Raw genomic sequence first — 23,847 nt, 5'->3', positions numbered from 1 at the left:
CTCCCCGAAAACCACAGGCCACCGGCGTCTAAGCGAAGCTGGTGGGTGAGTCCGCGGATTCGCTTCGGGCCCGCCAACAGGCGTGGTTGGCAAGCGCTTGAATGCCGTCGGCACTTGGCCGTTTCAGCTCAAACCGTCGCATCCGAAAGATGATTGGAAATAACGGTCCGATTTCTACCACTGGTCTTGGCGACATACAGTGCCTTGTCAGCGATATCGATCAAGTTCTCAGGCGTGTCCATTCTTGAGCCTGACAACGCACTGATGCCCACACTGATGGTGACGACTTTGGCCGGCGATTCATCATGTTGAATGGAACAACCCTCCACTTCAGTTCGAATTCTTTCGGCGATAATAAAGGCACCCACGTAGTCTGTATTCGAGAGGATGATGGCAAACTCCTCTCCTCCATACCGCGCGGCCAGATCGCCTTCTCGCGTGATGTTTTTCTTGATAATGGCGCTGACCACCTTCAAACACTCATCGCCTTGCACATGACCGTAATGATCGTTGTATTTTTTAAACAGATCCACGTCGATCATGATCAGGGCAATGTCATCAGGTCTGCGTCTTGCCTTGTTGACCTCCGCCCTGATAAACAAGTCAAACTTACGGCGATTCGGCAGGCCCGTCAGGCTATCCTCGAGCGCCAGTTGCCCGAGCGCCTTGTTGGCCTCGATATAATTTTTTTCAGAGCGCAGCAATTCCTTTTGCGCCTGAATCTGCTGGCTCATGAGTTTGATCAGCCGATAGCCAAGAACGCTGAGCGCAATCAGCAATACCGATGAAATAAGAAAGCTGGCAAAGGATTCGTTACGCCAATCCGCCAGTATTTCACTTCTGTCAAAGGCCGCAATCACCACCAGGGGGTAGCCATTGACCCGCTGAAAGCTGATGACCCGCTCAACGTGGTCAATAAATGACCTTATGGTAGCAGTGCCCGAGCTGATCTCAGGCTTTAGCAACGCAAAGACTTCCCCCGTTGAAATATCGGTGCCGATATCAGCGTCGCGAAAAGGTTTGCGTACGACGATACGCCCTGTGGAGGAAGCCAGATTGATCAGCCCATTGGCTCCCATGTCGATGCCGTCATAGAGACTGAGAAAATAGTTAAGATAGATCGTGGCGATGGTCACTCCGGCAAAACTGCCGTCCGGGTGATTGAGCCTCCGCGAGATGGTCATGACCCATTCATTTGTTGAGCGACTGCGTATGGAGGGGCCAATATAGGGCGCCGAGCTGGCATGATCGCGATGGTAGATAAAATAGTCGCGATCCGAATTGTTGAGGCCCGGCGGAGTTGCGCCGTTTGAGTTGAATAACCAGCGCCCCTGCTCGTCATAAATAAAAAAACCATGGACTTGCGGCAGGCTTTTTTGTTGGTTTTTCAGTATCGCCCCCAACCTTTCCAGGGTCTGCGCCCCGGTGCCCTCAACTTCCACTTGTCCCTGAATACCCAATATCACCGTGTCGGCTTGAGTGAGCGTCGCCGCGATACTGGATGACAAGGCCTTGGAAAGGTTTGACATCTGGATCTCTTTGTCATGCAAGTGGTACTCCAAAGAGTTGAACATCCCCCAGATGCTGATCGCGATCAATGAGATACAGACCGCTGCCACAAAAAGCACCACATGGCCGAGCTTGAGCTTGGCATTCGCCCATTCGGTCCTTAGAAACGAGGTCGCTTTTGTGATCATGAAACCCTTCCGTGTGGTTGAAATGATGTGATGTAGCTTATGCGATTTTCACCGACACCTCACATTTCTGGTCATGAGAGGCGCTCACGATGCAAGCCCCCCTTCAGGATAGGCCCAAACCGTTGCGCCCGAAGGCGTTCAACTGCTCAACCGTGAAACGGCCCTTCCATGACGCTTCGTAGTGTTCAGGCGGAAAATCATCCGGCGACTCGCCGGCCTCGAACGCTCGGCAAACGTCCTTGGCATATTGGCGGTTTTTCGGGCACATCGGGGCTGCGGGCACATACATGACGTTACCCCAGCCCTCTTGATCCTCCACGGGCGCAACACTATGGATAACATCGCAGTGCCACCAAACCGAGTCCCCCGCCTGCACATCGGGGATGGGCGTCAGCCCCTGGACCAGCAGCGGATGCCACTGTTGCGAAACCGGCAGTACCTTGCCCGGCGCGACGCCACACAGCTCATCCTCCGGCACATCATCGAGCAAGGGACGCAGGAGCATGTAGGCCATGGCCTTGGGGATCGGCAAGGTATGCAATACACCTTGATCGGCGCGCATATCGGATAATGCGGTCCAGCCTTGAAAGGTCCTGAATGCGGAGCATTTCACCGTGTCCTTGTAGGCATACTCATCGACCTCGGTACGATACGCGGCATCCCAAGGATCGTAAGACTTGAAGTCATTGCGGTAGATTTTGTCGAAGACCTTCAAGTAGGCAGGATGCAGCCAGCGCTCCAACGCCCCCGAGTCGGTATGCGGCCCCAGCCCCCGGGAAGTGGTGCCGGGTGGACGACGGCGTACGCGATCCGGGTAAAGCGCGTTGATATCCGGGTTGAACCACTGCTGACCTTGGGAATGAATTTTCCACAGCCGGTTCAGAAATGACTGCGCGGTGCCCATGCGCGCATCCTGGCGCAGTTGCATCTGTGAAACCGACCAATAGATCGGAAAAATCTCCGGCCGCGAGGCCTCGAGGTTGCCAAAGAATTGATCGACCGGCCCGCGATAAATCCGGTCGAAGTCATTCTTGTCCAAGTACTCCAGAAGCCCCTTGTCCCATGCCAGGACCTGCTCTCTGGGGAAGTGATTTTTGATCACCAGACAGCCCCGGCGCCTGATTCCTGCAAGTTGCTCTTCGCTCACCTCACCCGCGGCGATGGCGTCAAATTCTAGGACTGGCCATCCGGAACCGGTCAGCGCCTCCTGCGCCTTGATCGAGGCGATCTCGGCCGTAATGAACCCACAGACTTCGGCAAACAAGGACTCCACATCGCCTATCTGCGCGCGCAAGGTCTTTTTCATTTTGACGATGCTGTCCTTGTAGTTGTCCGGGAGCGTCGCGCTTTCGAATGCTTGATACTGATTCATGAGACACCTGCGTCTTATTGTTCGTACAGGCATCAAAACATTGGGCGGTGCTTGGCGGCAGCCACATTTCAAGCGTTGAGCAATACGATTCTGGCTTCCTTCCTTGCGCCCATGGCGCCATTCGATTAACGGCCTGACAGGTCGCCATGGGCAGGCTTATTGGAAATGGTGCCCGTGCCGCTGCCGGAACTCCGAAGGGGTCATGCCCTTTTGCGCCTTGAACTGCCGGTTGAAAAGCGCTTGGGACGAGTACCCCACCCGCCCGGCAATGATCGAAACGGCCACGTTGCCTTGCATCAACAATGCGCAGGCGTGTCCGACGCGCAACCGGACGATGTACTCCAACACCGTACACCGCGTGTGCTTCCTGAACATGCGATGAAAGGCTGAAACGCTGACGCAGGCCATCTCCGCCAACGCTGAAAGACTCAGCGCGCTCGCGTAGTGATCGTGAATGTAATCAAGGGCCCGATGGATACGAGCATCTTCGGTGATTGCAGTGAAGGCCTGAGTGCTGCAGGCGGGGGCAATTTTCTCGGCATGCACATCCCGGGCGAGCCTGTTCAGCACCGTCAGCAGTGAGATCAGCCGTTGCGTAGCGTCCTGATCCACCATCGCTTCGATGATAGGGCGCAGTTCGCCAGAAGCGGCGTCACTGAAACGCAGGGCATTCCGAGCGGCTACCAACAAGGCGCGGACAGCCCCCATCTCCGGGCACAGTTTGACCAGAGCCTGCACCCAAGCCTCGGAGAACCAGATGACCAAGGCAATGTGCGGTCCGGTCGGATCAATAAGTTCGGCGGAGGACCAACTGTGTGGGACGTTAGGGCCGATCAGGACCAGATCGCCATCGTCGTACAGCGCCACATCATTACTGATATAGCGATGCCCTCAACTGTTCAACGTGAGGGTCAGCTCGTACTCAGGATGATGGTGCCACTCAAAGGGTATCGCCTGCGCAAGGCGCCTGTTCAGCAAGGTCCAGGAAGTATCCGCTGCGCTGGGTACCTTCTCGAAACTGGGCTTCATGAACCATTACTGCCTTAGAGGGAAGTGAGCACGCCACAATCGTATCATTGGGCGTCACCAGTCACACTTCCCGCAGGCGCTGCCTGCTTACGATGGCCTGATAGGCGCCTGAACAATGGCGGGATAGTCGTCGACGCTGTCAGGCCAAGGCGTCAACACCTTGAAGCCGTCGTCGGTGACCGCCACCATATGTTCCCACTGGGCCGAGAGGGTCTGATCCTTGGTGACCACCGTCCAGCCATCGCTCAGGGTTTTCACATGGCGCTTGCCGGCATTGAGCATGGGTTCAATGGTGAAAATCATCCCGGCTTTCAGTGTCAGGCCCTGACCCGGATAGCCGTAATGCAGGACCTGTGGCTCATCGTGGTAGATCTTGCCGATACCATGGCCGCAGTACTCGCGCACCACACTGAAGCCGTCGCGCTCGGCAACGCTCTGAATCGCGTGACCGATATCGCCCAGCGTCGCGCCGGGGCGGACCATGCGAATACCCGCGCACATGGCTTCATACGTGGTCTTGACCAGACGCCGAGCCTGCGGGCTGGGCTCACCGACGAAGTACATGCGGCTGGTGTCGCCGTACCAGCCATCCTTGACCACGGCGATATCGATATTGACGATATCGCCATCCTTCAGCACCTTGGCCGAAGGAATGCCGTGGCAGACCACCTCGTTGACAGAGGCACACACGGTTTTCGGGAAGCCGTGGTAGCCGACATTACCGGGAATGGCCTTCTGCACATTGACGATGTAATCGTGGCAAAGCTGATCCAGCTCGTCGGTGGTAACACCCGCCTTGACGTGGGGCGTGATCATGGCCAGCACCTCGGCGGCCAGTTTGCCCGCCGCGCCGGACAGGGCTATTTCCGCCTGGGTATTGATCTTGACGTTGGTTTTCATTGCTGGGCTCCTGGTGCCGCATGGACCTGGGAGCCTTGGGAAAGATCGGCAAGCGCACACAGCTGCTTCAAATCAAGGCCGCCGGCCAGTTCGGCCCGAATCAGCAAACGACTGATGTCGCGGTGATCCAGGTCGGGATACAGCTCCGCCAGCATGCCGATGCGCATCCAGTGCTCGGCCTGGGCATTGATCGAACGACTCAAGGCATCGCTGGCGACGCGCAGATGCTCATGCATACCCTCTGAAATTTTTACGATGCCCATCGACTTATCCAATATGAAATATATATGAATCGTATATTAGTCGATAACGGTGCGGGATCGCAATTTCATCGTGCGAGGTGACTGTCGCGCAGCCCATGTGTCAGTACGATCGCCCGCTCCAGGGCGCTTCCACAGGTTCCGCGACAGATCGCAAGGGGGGGTAGAAAACTGCCCCCTGAATGGCTCTTAGAAATGTGCTTCGTCAAGATCGGCGATCAGCAGCGGCCCTGTCGGATGCCAACCCAGGCGTGCTTGTGTCTGGGCACTGGAAGCCGGCATATCCAGACTGACGAACATCTCCAGCCAGCCAAAGTGCGCCACGGCTTCCTGAGCCGTGATCGACACCACCGGTACATTCAGACCCCGGCCAATCGCCTCGGCTATTTCGCGACTGCTGACGCCTTCTTCGCCAACGGCGTGATAACGCGCCCCCGGCTCGCCTTTCTCCAGGGCCAGGCGGTATAGACGCGCGGCATCGAAGAGATGGCCCGCCGGCCAACGGTTACGGCCTTCACCCACGTACGCGAGATGCCCTTTTCGCGCGCAACGGCAACAAGCGGTGTGATATGGCCCTGCTTGAGTGGGTTGTGGACTTGGGGTAATCGCACCACCGACAGGTTGACGCCTGCTTCCAACAAAATATTTCCCGCCAGCTCGGACGCGACGCGGGCGCTGGGTCGGCCACCGGAAGTCCACTACACGCCTGTGGAAGGCATCACCCCCAGGCTGCAGCGCGTGCTTGATTCCCTGCCGGCCAGCCCGGCCATCATCAAGAGTGCCACTTGGGACATCATTGCCTGGAACCGGGCCGCCGCTGTCGTGCTGACGGACTACAGCACGCTGGCGGTTGGACAACGCAATATCCTGCGGTTCCTGTTCTGCGATCCGGCGGTCCGCGCCAAACAGCATGATTGGGAGAGTGTGTCGCGTTTTGTGGTCGGTGCGTTCAGAGCGGATGTGGCACGCGCCGGGTTGGTATCCGAGGTCAGCGTACTGGTGGACGAGCTTTGCACCGTCAGCCCGGAATTCGCAGCGTTATGGCGCCATCATGAAGTGCACGGTTATGCAGAGGGAGAAAGCGTAAAGCGCTTGCTGCACCCTGAACTGGGGCACATCGAGTTGGAGCACTCGGCGTTTTCCATCGACGGTCGGCCGGATCTGGGCATGATCGTCTACACCCCGCTCAACGACAGCACCGCAGAGAAAATCAAGGCGCTGGTCGAGCGTGCCTGAAGAAGCTCCAGGCAACAATCGGCCTCGCAGCCGGCTAGCGTCTCAGCCAATCACCTTCGCATACACCGGCCGGTCGACATTCCCACCGGTCAGAATGATCCCCACCTTCTTCCCTTCCATGGCACCACGCTCCTGCATCAGCGCCGCCAGCGCCGCCGCCCCTGCCCCTTCGGCCAGGTTGTGGGTGTCGCTGTAATACACGCGCATGGCCTCGCTGACCTCCTCGTCCGTCACCGATACGATCCTCGCCGCACCCGCCGCATAAACCGCAAAAGCTTCGGGGATCGGCTTACGTACGGCCATACCGTCGGCCAGGGTATTTGCCGAAGCGGTTTCCAGTATTTTTCCGGCTTCGAAGGATAACTTCGCGGCGTCCGCTTCAGTCGATACCACGCCCACCACCTGGGTCTTGAGGCCCAGCACATCGCGGGCGGCAATCACCCCACAAACTCCCGATCCGCAACCGATGGGCACATAAACGGTGTCCAGGTCCGGCGCCGCCTTGAACAACTCCAGCGCGTAAGTGGAAACCCCCTTGATCAACTCGGGATGGTACGGCGGCACCAGGTAGAGGCCTTGCCCCTCAGCCAGGCGCGCAGCCTCCTCACGGGCTTCGTCGAAATCCCAACCAAACTCGACGACCTCGCCACCAAAGCCGCGCATGGCGTTGTTCTTCTCCACGGAATTGCCCCGCGGCACCACGATCAACGCTCTCAAGCCCAGCGCCCGGGCCGCCAGGGCGATGCTCTGGCCGTGGTTGCCGCGGGTGGCGGTGACAACGCCTCGGGTGTCCGGGTGGGTACGTTTGAGCCAGTGCATGAAGGTAATGCCGCCGCGCACCTTGAAAGCCCCGGTGGGGGTATGGTTTTCGTGCTTGACCCAAACCGTGCACCCCAAGCGTTCGGCCAGCAATGGCCAGGCATATTGGGCGGTGGCGGGCATCACCTGGTATACCTGGCGGGCAGCGTTTTCGATGTCGTCGCGAGTCAGTCCGTGCATGGCTATTCTCTCTGAGGTTTTGCCCAGTCTAGGCAGACGCACAAGCTGCGGGCTTTCAGAAAATTGACCTGACCTTCAGGCGTGCCCTTCAGTAAGATGGTGCCTATGAATCGCCGAAACAGCTTGCCGTCACCGCCCCTGCGCGAACCGGTCCGTCGGGCCGAGGCCGGGCCGTGGGTGATCGAATTGCTACCGGCGGCCAGCTACGAAACCCGCTATATCGCAACCCAGGCCGCCATTGGTTTTGCCTTCGACAGCCAGCGCGGCCAGCACGCGATTGGCAGCGACCGGATCCGCCCATTTGTCGCCACGCCCAACGGCCTGGCGTTCATACCACCGGGGTGTGATGTGTTTTCCGAATCGCCCAAGGGCGGTGAGTACCTGCGGCTGATTCGCACCGACGGCACGCCGCTGGCGGGGGACCATGCGTTCAACAATCGCATCGATCGGCAGGCCATTGCCCTCGCCCAACGAATGCGTAGTGCGCTGTTGCGGGCCTCGGTGGAGGACGACTGGGAGGCCTGGGCACTGGCCCTGGTTCAACGAGCGGCGGGAGAGGATCGGTTGTCGGAACCTCTGCGGGGTTCGATGACTACCCAGCGGTTGCGCCTGCTCGATGAGTTCATTGACGCCGGGCTCGACGGGGCGTTGAGTGTGCAGGCGATGGCGGCGGTGCTGGGGTTATCCGAAGGCTACTTCATACGGGCGTTCAAGGACGCCACGGGCAAGAGCCCCCACAGCTACCTGATCGATCGACGCCTGGTCCGCGCCCGGGACCTGTTGCGCAACCCGGCGGAGCGCCTGGCGGACATCGCCCAGGCCTGCGGTTTTGCCTCCCAGGCCCATATGGCCACGGCGTTCAGGCAACGTCTGGGCGTCAGTCCGCGAGACATGCGTGGGTGATCGGCTATCCGCGCGCTGGAAGGGACTGGTACAGCTGTTGGACCGCCTCTTGTCCGTAGCGCCGCTCCAGCTTTCTGATAATGAAATGCCCGCGCGCCATGTCCTGGAAGTGGTTGATAAAGGCCAGGTTGATCAGCGCGCCGCCCACCGCGCCGATCGCCGGTATGGCTTGCGCGGCGGCCTTCTCCCCCACGTGGATGCTGAAGCGTTCGGCAATGGTGGCGATCAGCTTGAGTATCGAGCCATCCGACAGGGACTTCGCCAACGCGGCCCGCACGGTGTAATAGCCGGTTTCCGAATCATCGTCCTTGGTTGATCGACCGCCGAGTGCAAAGACCGCCAGGCAGGCTTGTTTCGCCTCGTCGGTATCAATGCGCTCGTCATGACTCCTGGCGATATCGGCAATGGAGCGCAGCATGATTGAGGTTGAGAGCGGCAACTCGACACTGAGCCCGGCAAAACCGAAAAAGCCGCCGACGCCCCCGCTGACGGCGATGCCGGTCTTGTGCCAGAGATTGGAAGGCCCCTCACCCGGAATATCCTTCATGGTAAACACCGCGGCATCGAGGGCCTTCACCAGTGCTGATTGAGTGATACCGGCAATTCTTTTGGTGATGCTTTTGGGTAACTGCGCCAGTGCGACCTCGATGGGCATGCCGATAATATTCGTCAGCTTGGCGACGAAGCCGGGGTTCTCCAGCAGGTTCTTTGCACATTGCAGCTCATTTCGATCGTCTTCCGAGAAGCTCATCAATCCGTACTCGATACTGGGTTGGCAGGACAGCTACAGGACAAAAAGCTCCAGTGCATCCCTGTGGCAACGTGAGTATCAAGGTGCGGCCACTGTATGGAAAAGGCAAGTCATAGGCCGGCATTAGATCAATATCCCGCGACAGCCGCCTTCTTGCGATATGACCTCTCGTGCTATCTGGCACTCGACACGGCCTGACGTCCAGGCGACCTGTACAGCAGCGGTTGAGGTGTCATATCGGGAGTTCTGGCCCCGGATTTGATGCCCAGCCCGGTGGGGGTCACTTCGAATAGCGAGGCCGCCGAACGGCCGAGCTCCCGCCATGCCCAGAACAGCGTCGTGCTGGAGTTCCAGGTCGCTCCCCCGGTCGATAGGTGAGGAAACATCTGATATTCCTCCAGGGCTGTATTTGTATAGGGTTGATGGGCATGGAAGACCGTCAGAAGACACGAGACCGGGTGTTCTTTAGTCTCGCACTGCGTGGCATCCAGAGCGTCGTGCACCTTCTCCTGATTCCACGCCAGCTTCACCAGCCAGACACGAATGGGAGGCAGCACATGACTGAGATCCTTGGAATCCAGGGCGACTATTTCGCCTTTGATTATGGGGTTACGCCAGGCACTGACGTTGTAGGCGCGCCGGGGTGCTGCAGTGTCGTCACTGTTCTTGCTATCGCGCTCGGAAATGCGCTGCGCACATAACTCGGAAAAACGCTCCAGCATCGGGAACCGCAAATCGTAACCCGCGTGGTTGAGAATCTCACGGTCCCAGCACACGCCTTCAAACCGGCCTTCGATATCCGCTTCCGCGTCCACCAGAATAATGTCACGCACACCACGGCGCACAAGACTGATCAGCCCCATATTGTCCGAACCGCCGCCATCACTCAGCCGGAATGAACCGACATCACTACCAAATTTGTGATCGTCGACACCAACCCCCCAACGTAGCGCGGGAAACAAGGCACTGACACGCTGAGCACTCCGCCAATGGCTGGTACCCAGTCCTTGAGCATCAGCCGCCGCTGCGGAAGCTCGCACAGAGCTGGGGATTTCTGAAATGACATCGGTGTATTCCGTCGTTGACAGATACCCTGATGCCTCTGAACCGTAGCTGAACGGCGTCAGCTCGAAAATCGCACGGGTGTTCGGATCGACCTGCTTGGGAAGCACGGTGGTATTAACCACCCACAGTGGGAGTGGCTGTGATGAATGACGCAACTTGAGGTCCAACTGCCGGAGTTTCCCCCAGGTATGCTCCTTGGCTTTGACATAGGGACCACCCAGGAAATCGTTATCGGCATTTGAGAAATCGACCTTTTCATCGGCTCGTTTCGATCGAGGAAGAGGTGTCAGGCCCCAGGTGCGAGAGATACCCTTCTCATAGCTGGAACCTAGATATCCGTTCGAGACAAAGGGAAAGCGCAGCACCTCAAAAAGCGAGAGGGTAATCACCGGTAGAGCGGTCAGTATCGGGCCACCGCCGTTGGTGCCATCAAAGACGACCGAATCTCTACGAAACACGTCCGGATAGCGGGCAATATGGGCCTGCCAGCGGTAGCGATCATCCGAGCCTGACCACTGCTGACCATCCTCCGAACTGGATCTGGAACAAGGCTCCATCTTCCAGAACCCCAAGTTATCTCTGTCCTGGCCTCCTTGTTCAAGTAAAGCCAGGTTGACGCCCTGGTCCTGTTTATCATACCTGACCCACCAATCCGGTCTGCAGTCAGCAAAAGCCAAGCGGTAATCGAAGCTCCCTTGATCAGCCTCCAGTCGACGAGCGAAAAGCCAATACGCCGCATACCCGCCACCCGAAACGGAAGAAATAATGTCCACTTGATCAAGGACGTTAGCGTCATTCAGGCCGTTCAGCACTCCGAAGGCAAACATACCCGCACGTGTACCTCCGCCCGAAAGTGCAAGTCCGACTCGTGGCTCCCGGCGGTCAGTACGCTCTTCTGCATAGTCACGTGCAATAGAGGTTGTGTCGGCGAGGTCGAGGGGGGTTCTCACATCCACCCAATCGTGTGGATGATCAGGAAAGTTTGCCCTGGAGGCACATCCTGAGACGAGGGAAGTGAGTAAAATGACTCCGATAACAGGGCGACTGGATTCCATGGCTAAACCCGCCTTCAGTGCTATTCCTTGGAAGAAGCAGCCGTCAGTTTAGCCAGGATTTCAGGGAGTAGTGGCCTTTTGTTACCCATCGCTTCGTTCAGCGCTGAAGCTGAGCCGGTTGATGCTCTTGCTCTCGAATATCGGCACTCATGTCATCACAGCAGTTGGACCAATCCGTCAGCCATTTAGGCATATCCGCCGGCTGCTCGGTCAGACCCATCTCGCGGACGAACTCACCTGGAGCCACCGGGCCCCGGGCAGAGCGAAACAGACCGCGCATCACCACGGTACCGACCACCCGCCCCTTGCTCACGAAGCGGTGCTCCATAAAGCTCCACTTGTGGTCCCAGCCGAGAATCCTGCTGTGAATTTCGAAGGCTTCGAACAGCCGTAACTCGCGACGGAATTTGCCCCAGGTATCCCCCACGATCGGCACGGCCCGGTGACGCAAGGCCGCGCGATAGGCGCCACTGCGCAGCACGAAGTCCATGCGCCCCACATCGGCCAGGTTGAAATACCGACCATTGGTGACATGCCGGTTGAGATCGAGATCAGACGGCCAGACACGCAGGCGAATGACGGTGGTGGCCAAGCCGTCAACGGGCTTGCGCCAAGGGCGACGGAACAACATGAGCAGAAGTCTGAACCACAGATTCATGAATACACCGATGTGAGGGAAAGAGCGGCGTACTTTACGGGGAGCCCGTTGGGTTACAGTAGGTGCATAAATGACTTATTTCATGCGAAAAGCGCAACTGGACCTTCATGCATATCACCCTGCTCCTGGTTGATCAATGCTCCGCCGCAAGCGCCACCCTGGCCCTTGAAGTGCTGAGTGCCGCCAACTTGTTCGCCGACAGCGCCAGCCCACCGTTCGAGGTGGTCTGTGCTTCGCTGACAGGTGCTGATGTCGCGGCATGGGGCGGGCAGAAGCTGCGGGTGGACCGGTCGATCAAGGCGATAGCCCATACCGATCTGGTACTGATCCCCGGTTTTCTTTTCACCCTGAAAGACGCCCTGCCGACCTTCGCCGATCATGGCCCATGGCTACGGCAGCAGCATGCGCAAGGGGCGGTGCTGGCGTCCATGTGCACGGCCGCCTTCATGCTGGCCGAGGCAGGGCTGCTAGACGGCATCCGGGGCACGACCCATTGGGCCTTTGCCGACCTCTTCCGTCGCCGTTACGCCAAGGTGCGCCTGGATGAAGCGCAGATGCTTTACGAGGACAATCGCTTGATCACCAGCGGCGGTGCGAGCGCCGCCATGGACCTTCTGCTGTTTCTGGTCCGGCGTTTCGCGTCGCTCGATCTGGCCCGCAAGTGCAGCAAGTATTTGCTGGTCGACAAGATACGAACCCAGCAGTCGACCTATGCCACGTGGACACCGCCAAAACTTCACGGGGATGAAGAGATACTGCGGGTTCAGAATTGGCTGGACGCGCATTTCCAGCAACCGGTGCTGATTGACGACATCGCTCAACAATTCGCGTTTGGTGTCAGGAATTTCAAAAGGCGCTTCAAGGACGCCACGGGCTACCCGCCACTGCTCTATCTACAGACACTACGGCTGGAGCGGGCAAAGCAGTTGCTCGAGTCGACTCGAATGAGCGTGGGCAGCATTACCAACGCCGTGGGTTACGAAGACAGCAACTCCTTTCGCCGGCTCTTCCAGCAGCGAGTCGGTTTGTTACCGGCCGCCAACCGGAAGCAATTTCAGCCCGTTACGAATCATGCTTTCACGGATTGAGGGGGCCAGGGGCCTGCTAGAAGACCGCTGAAGCGCGGCACAAACTGAGCATTACTGTACAAAAAAGCGTTGATTACTCAAGTGAGGCTGATAATACTCGCAAGCGAAGACCCACGCCCAAGAGCATTCAAGCAAGGAGGCGCGAACCAATGCAGACATTCAGTGTTCGCACGCTAGAAGAAACGGATATTGAAGCCTTGCTGAGATTCGAAACCCATAACCGTGAATGGTTCGAATCTCAAATTGACGCCCGTGCCCCGTCCTTCTACTCACGGCAAGGGGTTACCGATCATATTGAGCGCTATTTGTCCGACTTTGCTCTCGGTACCTGGCATCCCTTTGTTATCGAAGAAGCCAGTGAGGGAATAGTCGGTCGAGCCAACTTGAAAAACATCAACTCACCAGAGGGTTGTGCAGAAGTCGGTTATCGGATTGATCAACGCTTTTGCGGGCAGGGACTCGCCACCCTGGCACTGCAGCATCTTATCCAGGAGGCACGGACGCACTGGAACCTTACGCAACTGCTGGCCATTGCCTACAAGAACAATATTGGCTCACAAAAAGTACTGAGCCGGTGCGGGTTTCTGCTTGAACATGAACTCGGTATGGACAAGACGAAGGATGAATATCTATTCATCCTTTCGCTCTAGAGACCGGCCGCAAAAAAACAAAAAAGCACCTGAGGTGCTTTTTTGTCAGCACTATTTCAGCTGGATAACGCCGTCACCCTGGCCCGCGCCGCGTGCAGTTTTTTGTAGCTGTCGATCAGGCGCAGGTGCCGATCAAGCCCCTCCAGCTTCATGCTGGTAGGCGTCAAGCCGAAGAAGCGCACGCTACCCTCGACCGAACCGATCACGGCGTCCATCCGCGGGTTGCCAAACATCCGGCGGAAATTGACCTCGTAATCGCTCAATTCCAGCTCGTTGTCCATCTGCACCTCCAGCACCACATTCAAGGCCTGGTAGAACAACCCGCGCTCGACCGTGTTGTCGTTGAACTGCAGGAAGGTTTCCACCAGCTCTTTCGCCTCGTCAAATTGCTTCAAAGCGAGATAGATCAGCAGCTTCAACTCCAGGATCGTCAACTGACCCCAAGCCGTATTGTCGTCAAACTCGATGCCGATCAAGGTGGTGATATCGGTGTAGTCGTCCAGCTCGCTTTCTTCCAGACGCTTGACCAGGGCTTTAAGGTCGGCATCGTCGAGGCTGTGCAGATTCAGGATATCGGCGCGGAAGAACAGCGCCTTGTTGGTGTTATCCCAGATCAGATCGTCCACCGGATAAATTTCCGAGTAATCCGGTACCAGAATGCGGCAGGCCGTTGCACCGATATGCTCATACACGGCCATGTAGACCTCTTTGCCCAGGTCTTCAAGAATACCGAACAAGGTCGCGGCTTCCTCGGCATTGGAGTTTTCACCCTGGCCGGAGAAATCCCATTCAACAAATTCGAAATCCGACTTGGCACTGAAGAAACGCCACGACACCACGCCGCTGGAGTCGATAAAGTGTTCCACAAAGTTGTTCGGCTCCATCACCGCGTGACTTTCAAAGGTCGGCTGGGGCAGATCGTTCAGACCTTCAAAACTGCGACCCTGCAACAGCTCCGTAAGACTGCGCTCCAGCGCCACCTCAAAGCTTGGGTGCGCCCCGAACGAGGCAAACACACCGCCAGTGCGTGGGTTCATCAGGGTGACGCACATCACCGGGAATTCCCCGCCCAGCGACGCATCCTTCACCAGCACCGGAAAGCCCTGCTCTTCCAGACCCTGGATACCGGCCAGGATACCGGGGTATTTCGCCAGGACTTCTTGTGGCACATCCGGCAGTGCGATTTCACCTTCGAGGATTTCGCGTTTTACCGCGCGCTCGAAGATTTCCGACAGGCACTGAACCTGTGCTTCGGCCAATGTATTACCGGCGCTCATGCCATTGCTGAGGAACAGGTTCTCGATCAGGTTGGACGGAAAATACACCACCTCGCCATCCGACTGACGCACATACGGCAACGAGCAGATACCACGCTCTTCATTACCGGAGTTGGTATCGATCAGGTGCGAGCCACGCAACTCGCCATCGGGGTTGTAGATCGCCAGGCAATGCTCGTCGAGAATTTCAGCCGGCAGCTCATCCTTGCGGCCAGGCTTGAACCAGCGTTCGTTCGGGTAATGCACAAACGCCGCATTGGCGATGTCTTCGCCCCAGAACTGATCGTTGTAGAAGAAATTGCAATTCAGTCGCTCGATAAACTCGCCCAACGCCGAGGCCAATGCGCCTTCCTTGGTCGAGCCCTTGCCATTGGTAAAACACATCGGCGAATGCGCATCGCGGATATGCAGCGACCACACATTGGGAACAATATTGCGCCACGAAGCGATTTCAATCTTCATGCCCAGGCCGGCCAGAATGCCCGACATATTGGCGATGGTTTGTTCCAGCGGCAGATCCTTGCCGGCAATATAGGTCGCGGCGTCCGAAACCGGGCCGAGCATCAGCAATGCCTGGGCATCGGCATCCAGGTTTTCCACTTCCTCGATCACAAACTCAGGCCCGGTTTGCACGACCTTTTTTACCGTGCAACGGTCGATGGAACGCAAAATGCCCTGGCGGTCCTTGGCGGAGATATCCGCCGGCAACTCGACCTGAATCTTGAAAATCTGGTTGTAGCGGTTTTCCGGATCAACAATATTGTTCTGCGAAAGACGGATATTGTCGGTGGGAATATTGCGGGTTTCGCAGTACAACTTCACAAAGTAAGCCGCACACAACGCCGACGAAGCCAGAAAATAATCGAACGGGCCGGGGGCCGATCCATCGCCCTTATAGCGAATAGGTTGATCGGCCACCACCGTGAAGTCATCGAATTTGGCTTCAAGCCGAAGGTTGTCGAGAAAATTGACCTTGATTTCCATGCGGGATTACCAAAATAACGAGACAAATAATTGGCCGCCATTATCCGGTTTTTCAGTTGGAAGTCTTGTGCTTTTAATCGCCGCACTCAATGACTAGACGCACCTCCCAAGGCCTTCAACAGTACCGGATCATGCCCATAGATATCCGGGGCATAGAGCAAGGTTCCGTCACCAGCGACTTGCACCGTCCAATAACCGAGCAGGATCGGCACCGGCGCGACCAGCCTGAATTCATGGGTGGTGCCGCTGGCCAGCAACTCCTCGGTCCGTGCACGTTCCGCCGGGGTCAGCAGCAGGTCCCGCAGGTGCATCGGCTGCTCGACCCGCACACAACCCGAGCTGAAAGCCCGCGGCCCCTTGGCAAATAGCGGCTGGCTGGGGGTGTCGTGCAGGTATACCGAAAAGGGATTGGGGAACCGCAGGACGATCTTGCCCAGCGGGTTCCGTGGACCGGCCTCCTGGCGCAGCATGATATTGCCGGGCCGTTCCCAGTCGATGGCGTCCGCCGCCAGGGGATTGCCTGCACTGTCCAGGATCTGCAGGTTCTGCTGGCTCAGGTAGGTCGGATCCTGACGGATAGCCGGCAGCTTGTCCTCACGCATGATGGTCGGCGGCACGGTCCAGGTCGGGTTCAGGGTCAGCCGGGTGACCCGGGATTTCAATAGCGGTGTCTGCCGATCGGCACGTCCTACCTGAAGGCGTGTCTGCCACACCGGCGCGCCGTCGTGATAGACACTCAACCGGGCCGCCGCGACGTTGACCAGCACGCCCTCGGGCTCCAGATCCGGTGCCAGCCAACGAAAGCGTTCAAGGTTGATGCGCAGCTGCTCGCGCCGTAGTGCCGGGCTGATATTCAGCTCGGTCAGGGTGCCTGGCCCGATCACCCCATCCCCCTGTAGCGAATGGCTCAGTTGGAAGTGCTTGACCGCGCTGCTCAGCTCCTCACCGTAGGTTTTTTCAGGACCGCCGGGCAGGCTCTCCAGATAGCCCTCGGCGAGCATTCGCTGCGCCAGCGCGGGTATCCGAGCGTCCTCCATGCCGGGACGCAGCAAGGTTCCAGCCGCGATCGCTTGCCAATGGGCCAATGGCTGCAGACGCTGCTCCGCGTAGACCCGCCGCAGGCTGCGGTACAACTCGATATTCGGCCGCGCCTGATCAAAGGCCAGGGCCATATCCTGCAGCCCCGTCGCCGCCAGCGTCAGGACCTCGGCGTCGACGTCCCGGGTCGACGGCTGTGCATGCCAGAGCGGCTCGAAGCGCGCCTGCTGCAAACGACCGTAACGCAGGTCCTGCAAGGCTTGCAGATACTGCCGGCTGATTTCGACATCGGTACACAGCGCGTTGCCGGCTCCCGTGTCCTGGGGCAACGGGTAACGCGCCGGGTCCAGGCCGTCATCGGCCAACAACGGCAACTGCGCCTGCAAGGCCGACAGACGCCCGCTGACGGACCAGACAGGCGCATCATTCTGAGACTGGTAAAACGCCTGCAAACGCTGCTGTGCCGACGTGTCCAACTGTGCGACCAGGCCCGGGCACTCGGTCGACAACTGCGTCAGGAACGACGGCAAAGGCATGGGCAGATCGGTGAGCAGGTCTTCTGCTGTCGCGACCAGTGGTGCCACGAGCAGGTAAATGCTCAAGTAATATGCGTGTTTTTTGAACAACGGCTTGACTCCAATCCACGGTCGTCGCATTGATAGTTCACAGCTGCAACAGAAGCGAAAAACCTTCAGGCAGCCTGTGACCACGCTGCCCGAAGACCGTTGGGAGGCGCGAGCCTGGATTGACGGCCGAGGCACTCTTCAACATGCTGACTTCTTGCTCCCGACTCTGCCTGATTATTCTGACCCTGGCTGCACCCTGCAGTTCTGCCCTGGCCGCCAAGGGCCATGAACCGACGCTGTACCGCAGACTCGCCCACGCGGCGCCGGAACTCAACCCCCTGGTTCTGAAAAACGCCCTGAGCGCCATGCAATGCGCCATCAACAGCGGCCTCGAACAATCCGAGCGCCTGGCGGTGATCGACTACTCGCAACCCTCGACCAAGCGGCGCCTGTGGATCTTCGACCTGCGCAAGAAGACCCTGGTGCTGCGCGACCTGGTCGCCCATGGACAAAAATCCGGAGAGAACTTCGCCACCCAATTTTCCAATCAGGTGGGCAGTTATCAATCCAGCCTGGGCCTGTTCCGCACCCAGGAAAGTTACGAGGGCACCCATGGTTATTCCCTGCGCATGGACGGCCTGGAGCCCGGTTTCAATGACCGCGCCCGCGACCGTGACATCGTGATTCATGCAGCCGACTACGTGAGCCCGCTGTGGAGCAAGCGCGAAGGCCGTCTCGGCCGCAGCCAGGGCTGCCCCGCCGTCCGCCCGCAAGTGGCGCGGCAGGTGGTCGACAAACTCAAGGACGGCCAGTTCATGTTTGTCTGGTACCCCGACAAGCACTGGCTGAAATCCTCGGCCTATCTCAACTGCAAACCCCAACAGATGGCCAGTGCCACCGTCCCCGGCGGTTGATCCCCAGGGGAAACAGCACCTCTACCTCGGATGGTCTTGGCGCAGCCTGTACTGCGCCATCAGTTTGTCCAGAAACCCAAAGAGCTTCTGGTTCATTTGCCCATAGTCATTGGCCCGAAGGGCTGCCGGTTGCTGGACGAAACGGCGGCCAGTGGCCTCCACGAGTTCGCTCTCCGACGCGGCGATAAGCCGCTCCACGACATCGAGGGTGAACTCCATATGGCATTGAAAGCCATACACGAGCGGACCGTATTCAACGATCTGCCGCGGGCAGCCTTCGCTATAGGCCAGGATCCTGGCGTTCTCGGTCAGGCCGGGCATGTCGTTGTGCCAATGCCCGACCTCAAGGACGTCGCCGAAATGAGCGACCTTGTCGTTGTCCTTCCCCGCCTCGGTCAGGGTAATAGGGTACTTGCCGATCTCTTTCTCGGGACTGTGACCGAACCCGGCCCCCAGTGCCTCACCGAGCAGTTGAGCACCGAGGCAGACCCCCACCACGGCCTTTTGCGCCGTAACGGCTTTGGCGATCAGCGCACATTCGGCCGCGGCGTCGAAGTGCGGACACTCTTCCCGGGTGGTGGCCGGTGACTGAGGACCGCCCAGCACCACCAACAGATCGATGTTATCCACGTCCGGGAAAGCATGACGCTCATAAACCCGCGAGTAGCTTGCCTCGTAGCCACGTTCTTCAACCCAGGCCTCGTAGGCACCCGGCGACTCGAATGCTTCGTGAACGACGAAATGGACTTTCATTGGAACTCCTCTGGTGACAGTCCCTGTTTGGTACCCGCCCTTGAGGATGAAGTCCAGTCATCTTTCATCATGTGAGAGGAGCCTTACTGATAGCATTTTGCCGCATACCAATAAGTCGACAGGAAGCGCAGAACATGGAGCGGATTGAACCCACGATGGTCTTCACCCTCCCCCCGGAACTCCCGGATATTCCGGGCAGCAAGCTCATGGGAACGTTCAGGGCCCGGTTCGCCGTCAGGCCCAAGCGAGGGCAACGCGGTGCTGTTCTGCGCTCCATGTTCAGGAAAGGAGAGCTTTGCGTCACCGATGAGGAAGTCGTACTCATCAAGTCCAGTCGCAGGCTGTTCCAAGGTTCCACCGAAACGAAACGGGTCATCCCGCGCAGCCAGATCTTTGATGCCAAAACCATCAGAAAGTATGTCTATTTCGACATTCATGGGCCCGACGGCATCCAACACGTCTTCCTGATCGCATCCAGCCGCAACGCAGCACAACAAATCCTCGAATGGCTCCCCGGACACGCAACGCCTGCCCATGAGGCCGAGCAAATAGCCCTGTCCAGCTACTCCGAACGGATCCGGACACTGGCACCGATCACATGGGCCACCTACGGGCTGATCGCGATCAACGTGCTGGTTTACCTCGCGATGTGCGCGGGTGGTGTTGGTGTCATGGCGCAGAACTTGGCAATGACCGTCAAATGGGGCACGAACTTCGGCCCTGACACACTGACGGGGCAATGGTGGCGCCTGCTCACATCGGTGTTCGTCCATTTCGGCCTGATCCACCTGATGCTCAACATGTTCACGCTGTACCAGATCGGCCGACTGGCCGAGCGCCTGTACGGAAGCGGCCGATTCCTGATGTTGTATCTGTTTGCCGGTGTCACCGGCAGCATTGCCAGTTTGCTATGGCATCCGATGATCAACAGTGCGGGGGCGTCAGGGGCGATTTTCGGGGTGTTCGGTGGACTGTTGGTGTTCGTACTGAAATACCGCCACGAGTTACCGAAGTCGATTGCCGTACAGCAACGCGTCTCCATACTGGTACTCATCGGGTACAACCTGCTCTACGGTTTTACCCACCCGGGCATCGACAACGGCGCCCATCTCGGCGGCTTGCTGGGCGGCGTGTTACTTGGCTTGACCCTGGCCAGCTCGCTCAACCCGACAGCTCGCACAAAAGTGGCGCTTGAAAGCACCTTGTTTTCCTGTGCACTGGTACTCGCCGTCCTGATCGCATCGGTTTACCCGTTGGCGCGCTCCAGCGAGACTGCCCGTGAAGAGATTCAATTCAGGGCACTGGTTCTCAGCCTCGGCCCGACCGAGCAAAAAACCATGAAAGAGATGGCCGCGCTCCTGCGCCAACCTACGGATACGCCAGGCAAAAGAGCGATGATAGCCATCGCCATCTCACGAGAGGTCGTCCCGCAATGGAACAAACTGTATACCGCCGTTGACAACGCCCGCCTACCCGCCAATTCGCCGCAAATCGTGGTCAAGTCAGCCATGCTGCGCTACTTCGACGACATGCGAAAAATGTGTCGCCTGAGCTCAATCATGATCGCGCGCGAGCCCACGCCGGATCCGGCATTGCTGGCCCAGGTCAAGACGCTCAAGAGTGACTCGATGGAACAGATCGCCGTGCTTCAGCGACTGGCCGCGGCCAACAAGCAAGGTGGGCGTCATTGAAAGCGGCCATCCCCGAGCCTGCTGATCACCAGCGGCACGCTCAACGCCGCAGGGAGGCCAATGCGCGTATCACGGGCCCGATGGAACCTTGAACAACCCGATCGGGTGAACACATTCACCGTCACCAGTCTGTCCATGATTGGCCGCCTCCAGGTTGCGGCCGGGGCAATCCCGGCCTATGTTCCAAGCGATAGATTTATCTGCAACCAGCCGCCCCAGCCTGCTGTCCATCCAATACGAACGCCCCCGTAACGAGGTGACACATGCCGAACAACTCCCGCCCCGCCGTACTCGAACTGATCGGCAATACGCCGCTGGTGCGCGTCAGCCGCTTCGATACCGGCCCGTGCACGTTGTTCCTCAAACTTGAATCGCAGAACCCTGGCGGCTCGATCAAGGATCGTATCGGCCTGGCAATGATCGATGCGGCCGAGCGCGATGGGCGCCTGCGTCCCGGCGGCACCATCGTCGAAGCGACTGCCGGCAACACCGGTCTCGGCCTGGCCCTGGTCGGCCGGGCCAAGGGCTATCGGGTCGTGCTGGTGGTCCCCGACAAGATGTCCACCGAAAAAGTCCTGCACCTCAAGGCCATGGGCGCCGAGGTGCATATCACCCGCTCCGATGTCGGCAAGGGCCATCCCGAGTACTACCAGGACGTCGCCGCGCGGCTGGCGCGGGATATTCCCGACGCGTTCTTCGCCGATCAATTCAACAACCCGGCCAACCCTCTGGCCCATGAAACCAGTACAGCACCAGAGATCTGGGCACAAACCCAACACGACTTGGACGCCATCGTCGTCGGTGTCGGCTCGGCCGGCACCCTGACCGGACTGACCCGTTTCTTCCAACGCGTACAACCGGACCTGGCCATGGTCCTGGCCGATCCCGTCGGCTCGGTAATGGCCGAATACAGCCGCAGCGGCACCATCGGCACCGCGGGTTCCTGGGCCGTGGAAGGCATCGGCGAAGACTTCGTCCCGTCGATTGCCGACCTCTCCAGCGTGCGCAAGGCCTATTCGATCAGCGACGAAGAAAGCTTCGACCATGCCCGCCAACTGCTGCGCGCCGAAGGCATTCTCGGCGGCTCCTCGACCGGCACCTTGCTGGCCGCGGCGCTGCGTTATTGTCGCGAGCAAACCGAACCCAAGCGCGTCGTCACCTTTGTCTGCGACACCGGCACCCGTTACCTGTCCAAGGTCTACAACGACCAGTGGATGAACGACCAGGGCTTGCTGAAGTACAAGCACTACGGCGATCTGCGCGACCTGATCGCACGGCGCTTCGAGGATGGCCGGGTGATCAGCGTCGGTCCGGACGATACCCTGCTCACCGCCTTCCAGCGCATGCGCCTGGCGGACGTGTCGCAGTTGCCGGTGCTGGTGGACGGCCAACAACTGGTGGGCGTGATCGACGAATCGGATATCCTGCTGGGTATGCATGACGACGCGACACACTTCCGTCTGAGCGTGTCCAGCGTCATGACCAACAAACTGCAAACCCTGGCCCCCACCGCCAGCCTGGCTGAACTGCAGGCCGAGCTGGCTCGCGGGCTGGTGGCGATTATTGCCGACGCCTCGGGCTTCCATGGCCTGATTACCCGCGTCGACCTGCTCAATCACTTACGGAGATCCCTTGCATGAGTCAGCACGACAAGTCCGCCGCTCCCCGCGCCTTTGCTACCCGTGTCATTCATGCCGGGCAGTCGCCGGACCCGACCACCGGCGCGCTGATGCCGCCGATCTACGCCAACTCCACCTATCTGCAAGAGAGCCCCGGGGTGCACAAGGGCTTCGACTACGGTCGCTCGCACAACCCGACACGCTTTGCCCTGGAGCGCTGCGTGGCCGACCTTGAGGGCGGTACCCAGGCTTTCGCCTTTGCCTCCGGACTGGCGGCGATTTCCACCGTGCTCGAACTGCTCGACGCCGGCGCCCATGTGGTCTCCGGCAATGACCTGTACGGCGGCACTTTTCGCCTGTTCGACAAGGTTCGCCAACGCAGCGCCGGGCATCGTTTCAGCTACGTCGACCTGACCGACCTCAACGCCTTCGAAGCGGCGCTGCAGGACACTACGCGGATGGTCTGGGTCGAGACGCCGAGCAATCCCCTGCTGAGCCTCACCGACCTTGCCGCCATCGCCCGCATCTGTCGCGATCGCGGCATCATCTGCGTCGCCGACAACACCTTTGCCAGTCCGTGGATCCAGCGTCCGTTGGAGCTGGGCTTCGACATCGTGGTGCACTCCACGACCAAATACCTCAACGGCCACTCCGACGTGATCGGCGGCATCGCGGTGGTCGGGCAAAACGCCGAACTCGCCGAACGCCTGGGCTTCCTGCAAAACTCGGTGGGCGCCATTGCCGGACCCTTTGACGCCTTCCTCACCCTGCGCGGCGTGAAGACCCTGTCGCTGCGCATGGAGCGCCATTGCAGCAACGCCCTGGACCTGGCGACCTGGCTGGAGCGTCAGCCACAGGTGGCGCGCGTCTACTACCCGGGCCTGCCGTCACACCCACAGCACGAACTGGCGCGTCGGCAGATGCGTGGCTTCGGCGGGATGATTTCGGTTGACCTGAAAAGCGACCTGGCCGGGGCCAAGCGCTTCCTCGAAAGCGTGGAGATCTTCGCCCTGGCCGAGAGCCTGGGCGGCGTGGAAAGCCTGATCGAACACCCGGCGATCATGACCCACGCCAGCATCCCTGCTGAAACCCGCGCGCAACTTGGCATCGGCGATGGGCTGGTGCGCTTGTCGGTGGGTGTCGAGGATGTCGAAGACCTGCGGGCGGATCTGGCACAGGCATTGGCACGGATCTAAACCCCGCAGCGCAGGCCACCCTCAATGAAAGTTGGTGGCCTGCCGCCTTTATTTTAAACTGCGTTTTCCATCGGGCTGATTGAGTGGCCCAGCATCCCCTGTAATGCCAATCCCCATCACGCCCCCTCCGCAGTCGGCGATAACAA

At 59.0% G+C, this 23,847-nt stretch carries 21 protein-coding genes; 8 read left to right on the top strand and 13 right to left on the bottom strand.

Annotation, left to right across the window (positions count from 1 at the left end):
* Positions 1-128: 128 nt before the first annotated feature.
* The 6 genes from M5B42_RS11405 to M5B42_RS11380 form a co-directional block, all read right to left on the bottom strand.
* Positions 129-1,697 (bottom strand): GGDEF domain-containing protein, encoded by a 1,569-nt coding sequence (locus M5B42_RS11405; protein ID WP_248745877.1) that lies wholly within the window; start codon positions 1,695-1,697, stop codon positions 129-131.
* Between the two features lie 103 nt (positions 1,698-1,800).
* The gene (locus M5B42_RS11400) at positions 1,801-3,069 is read right to left on the bottom strand and encodes a DUF1479 domain-containing protein (protein WP_248745876.1); all 1,269 of its coding nucleotides are present in this window, start codon (positions 3,067-3,069) and stop codon (positions 1,801-1,803) included.
* A 156-nt stretch (positions 3,070-3,225) separates the two neighbouring features.
* Positions 3,226-3,936, bottom strand: coding sequence for an AraC family transcriptional regulator (locus tag M5B42_RS11395; RefSeq protein ID WP_248745875.1), 711 nt, complete (start codon positions 3,934-3,936; stop codon positions 3,226-3,228).
* A gap of 249 nt (positions 3,937-4,185) precedes the next feature.
* Positions 4,186-4,998, bottom strand: coding sequence for a type I methionyl aminopeptidase (map, locus tag M5B42_RS11390; RefSeq protein ID WP_248745874.1), 813 nt, complete (start codon positions 4,996-4,998; stop codon positions 4,186-4,188).
* Positions 4,995-5,261, bottom strand: coding sequence for a ParD-like family protein (locus M5B42_RS11385; protein WP_103494412.1), 267 nt, complete (start codon positions 5,259-5,261; stop codon positions 4,995-4,997). The genes map and M5B42_RS11385 overlap by 4 nt, the downstream gene beginning before the upstream one ends.
* 186 nt (positions 5,262-5,447) lie before the next feature.
* Positions 5,448-5,780, bottom strand: a complete 333-nt coding sequence (locus M5B42_RS11380; protein ID WP_248745873.1) for a hypothetical protein — start codon at positions 5,778-5,780, stop codon at positions 5,448-5,450.
* Positions 5,781-5,966: 186 nt separating this feature from the next.
* Between M5B42_RS11380 and M5B42_RS11375 the strand changes: the two genes are divergently transcribed.
* Entirely contained in the window at positions 5,967-6,494 is a 528-nt protein-coding gene (locus M5B42_RS11375) for a DNA-binding protein (protein ID WP_349292775.1), read from the top strand.
* Positions 6,495-6,536: 42 nt separating this feature from the next.
* Here M5B42_RS11375 and M5B42_RS11370 read toward each other — a convergent pair whose 3' ends face one another.
* Positions 6,537-7,493, bottom strand: coding sequence for a threonine dehydratase (locus M5B42_RS11370; protein ID WP_152739658.1), 957 nt, complete (start codon positions 7,491-7,493; stop codon positions 6,537-6,539).
* A 96-nt stretch (positions 7,494-7,589) separates the two neighbouring features.
* On the opposite strand from M5B42_RS11370, the gene M5B42_RS11365 reads away from it, so the two are divergent.
* On the top strand, positions 7,590-8,396 hold the full coding sequence (locus M5B42_RS11365) for an AraC family transcriptional regulator (RefSeq protein ID WP_248745871.1): 807 nt from the start codon (positions 7,590-7,592) through the stop codon (positions 8,394-8,396).
* Positions 8,397-8,400: 4 nt separating this feature from the next.
* Here M5B42_RS11365 and M5B42_RS11360 read toward each other — a convergent pair whose 3' ends face one another.
* From M5B42_RS11360 to M5B42_RS11350, 3 genes are all read right to left on the bottom strand, one after another.
* Entirely contained in the window at positions 8,401-9,147 is a 747-nt protein-coding gene (locus M5B42_RS11360; protein WP_152739656.1) for an EcsC family protein, read from the bottom strand.
* Positions 9,148-9,320: 173 nt separating this feature from the next.
* Positions 9,321-11,267 (bottom strand): patatin-like phospholipase family protein, encoded by a 1,947-nt coding sequence (locus tag M5B42_RS11355; RefSeq protein WP_283099737.1) that lies wholly within the window; start codon positions 11,265-11,267, stop codon positions 9,321-9,323.
* A gap of 97 nt (positions 11,268-11,364) precedes the next feature.
* Positions 11,365-11,925: an acyl-CoA thioesterase gene (locus M5B42_RS11350; RefSeq protein WP_248745869.1), complete on the bottom strand. Its 561-nt coding sequence runs from the start codon at positions 11,923-11,925 to the stop codon at positions 11,365-11,367.
* Between the two features lie 107 nt (positions 11,926-12,032).
* Here M5B42_RS11350 and M5B42_RS11345 point away from each other — a divergent pair, with 107 nt between their 5' ends.
* Both M5B42_RS11345 and M5B42_RS11340 read left to right on the top strand, forming a co-directional pair.
* Complete coding sequence (locus M5B42_RS11345) at positions 12,033-13,013, top strand: helix-turn-helix domain-containing protein (protein WP_248745868.1); 981 nt, start codon at positions 12,033-12,035, stop codon at positions 13,011-13,013.
* Positions 13,014-13,162: 149 nt separating this feature from the next.
* Complete coding sequence (locus tag M5B42_RS11340; RefSeq protein ID WP_248745867.1) at positions 13,163-13,663, top strand: GNAT family N-acetyltransferase; 501 nt, start codon at positions 13,163-13,165, stop codon at positions 13,661-13,663.
* Between the two features lie 56 nt (positions 13,664-13,719).
* Here M5B42_RS11340 and M5B42_RS11335 read toward each other — a convergent pair whose 3' ends face one another.
* Both M5B42_RS11335 and M5B42_RS11330 read right to left on the bottom strand, forming a co-directional pair.
* The gene (locus M5B42_RS11335; protein ID WP_248745866.1) at positions 13,720-15,924 is read right to left on the bottom strand and encodes an OsmC domain/YcaO domain-containing protein; all 2,205 of its coding nucleotides are present in this window, start codon (positions 15,922-15,924) and stop codon (positions 13,720-13,722) included.
* An 86-nt stretch (positions 15,925-16,010) separates the two neighbouring features.
* On the bottom strand, positions 16,011-17,588 hold the full coding sequence (locus M5B42_RS11330; RefSeq protein ID WP_248745865.1) for a L,D-transpeptidase family protein: 1,578 nt from the start codon (positions 17,586-17,588) through the stop codon (positions 16,011-16,013).
* Between the two features lie 143 nt (positions 17,589-17,731).
* Between M5B42_RS11330 and M5B42_RS11325 the strand changes: the two genes are divergently transcribed.
* Positions 17,732-18,442 carry a murein L,D-transpeptidase catalytic domain family protein gene (locus tag M5B42_RS11325; protein ID WP_152739653.1) on the top strand — a complete coding sequence of 237 codons (711 nt, stop codon included), beginning with the start codon at positions 17,732-17,734 and terminating at the stop codon, positions 18,440-18,442.
* Between the two features lie 21 nt (positions 18,443-18,463).
* Here the strand turns inward: M5B42_RS11325 and M5B42_RS11320 are convergent, their stop codons facing one another.
* Entirely contained in the window at positions 18,464-19,195 is a 732-nt protein-coding gene (locus tag M5B42_RS11320) for a type 1 glutamine amidotransferase (RefSeq protein WP_248745864.1), read from the bottom strand.
* Positions 19,196-19,329: 134 nt separating this feature from the next.
* Between M5B42_RS11320 and M5B42_RS11315 the strand changes: the two genes are divergently transcribed.
* The 3 genes from M5B42_RS11315 to M5B42_RS11305 all read left to right on the top strand — a co-directional run bounded on the left by M5B42_RS11315 (position 19,330) and on the right by M5B42_RS11305 (position 23,701).
* On the top strand, positions 19,330-20,886 hold the full coding sequence (locus M5B42_RS11315; RefSeq protein WP_248745863.1) for a rhomboid family intramembrane serine protease: 1,557 nt from the start codon (positions 19,330-19,332) through the stop codon (positions 20,884-20,886).
* Positions 20,887-21,149: 263 nt separating this feature from the next.
* Positions 21,150-22,526: a cystathionine beta-synthase gene (locus M5B42_RS11310; protein WP_103498720.1), complete on the top strand. Its 1,377-nt coding sequence runs from the start codon at positions 21,150-21,152 to the stop codon at positions 22,524-22,526.
* Entirely contained in the window at positions 22,523-23,701 is a 1,179-nt protein-coding gene (locus M5B42_RS11305) for a cystathionine gamma-synthase (protein WP_248745862.1), read from the top strand. Before M5B42_RS11310 ends, M5B42_RS11305 begins: the two co-directional genes overlap by 4 nt.
* Positions 23,702-23,847: the final 146 nt, after the last annotated feature.

The organism is Pseudomonas sp. MWU12-2037 (assembly GCF_023242345.1).
Classification (GTDB): Bacteria; Pseudomonadota; Gammaproteobacteria; order Pseudomonadales; family Pseudomonadaceae; genus Aquipseudomonas; species Aquipseudomonas gingeri_D.
Note: the sequence above shows the minus strand (reverse complement) of the source record. Positions and strands in the feature narration are given on the sequence as shown.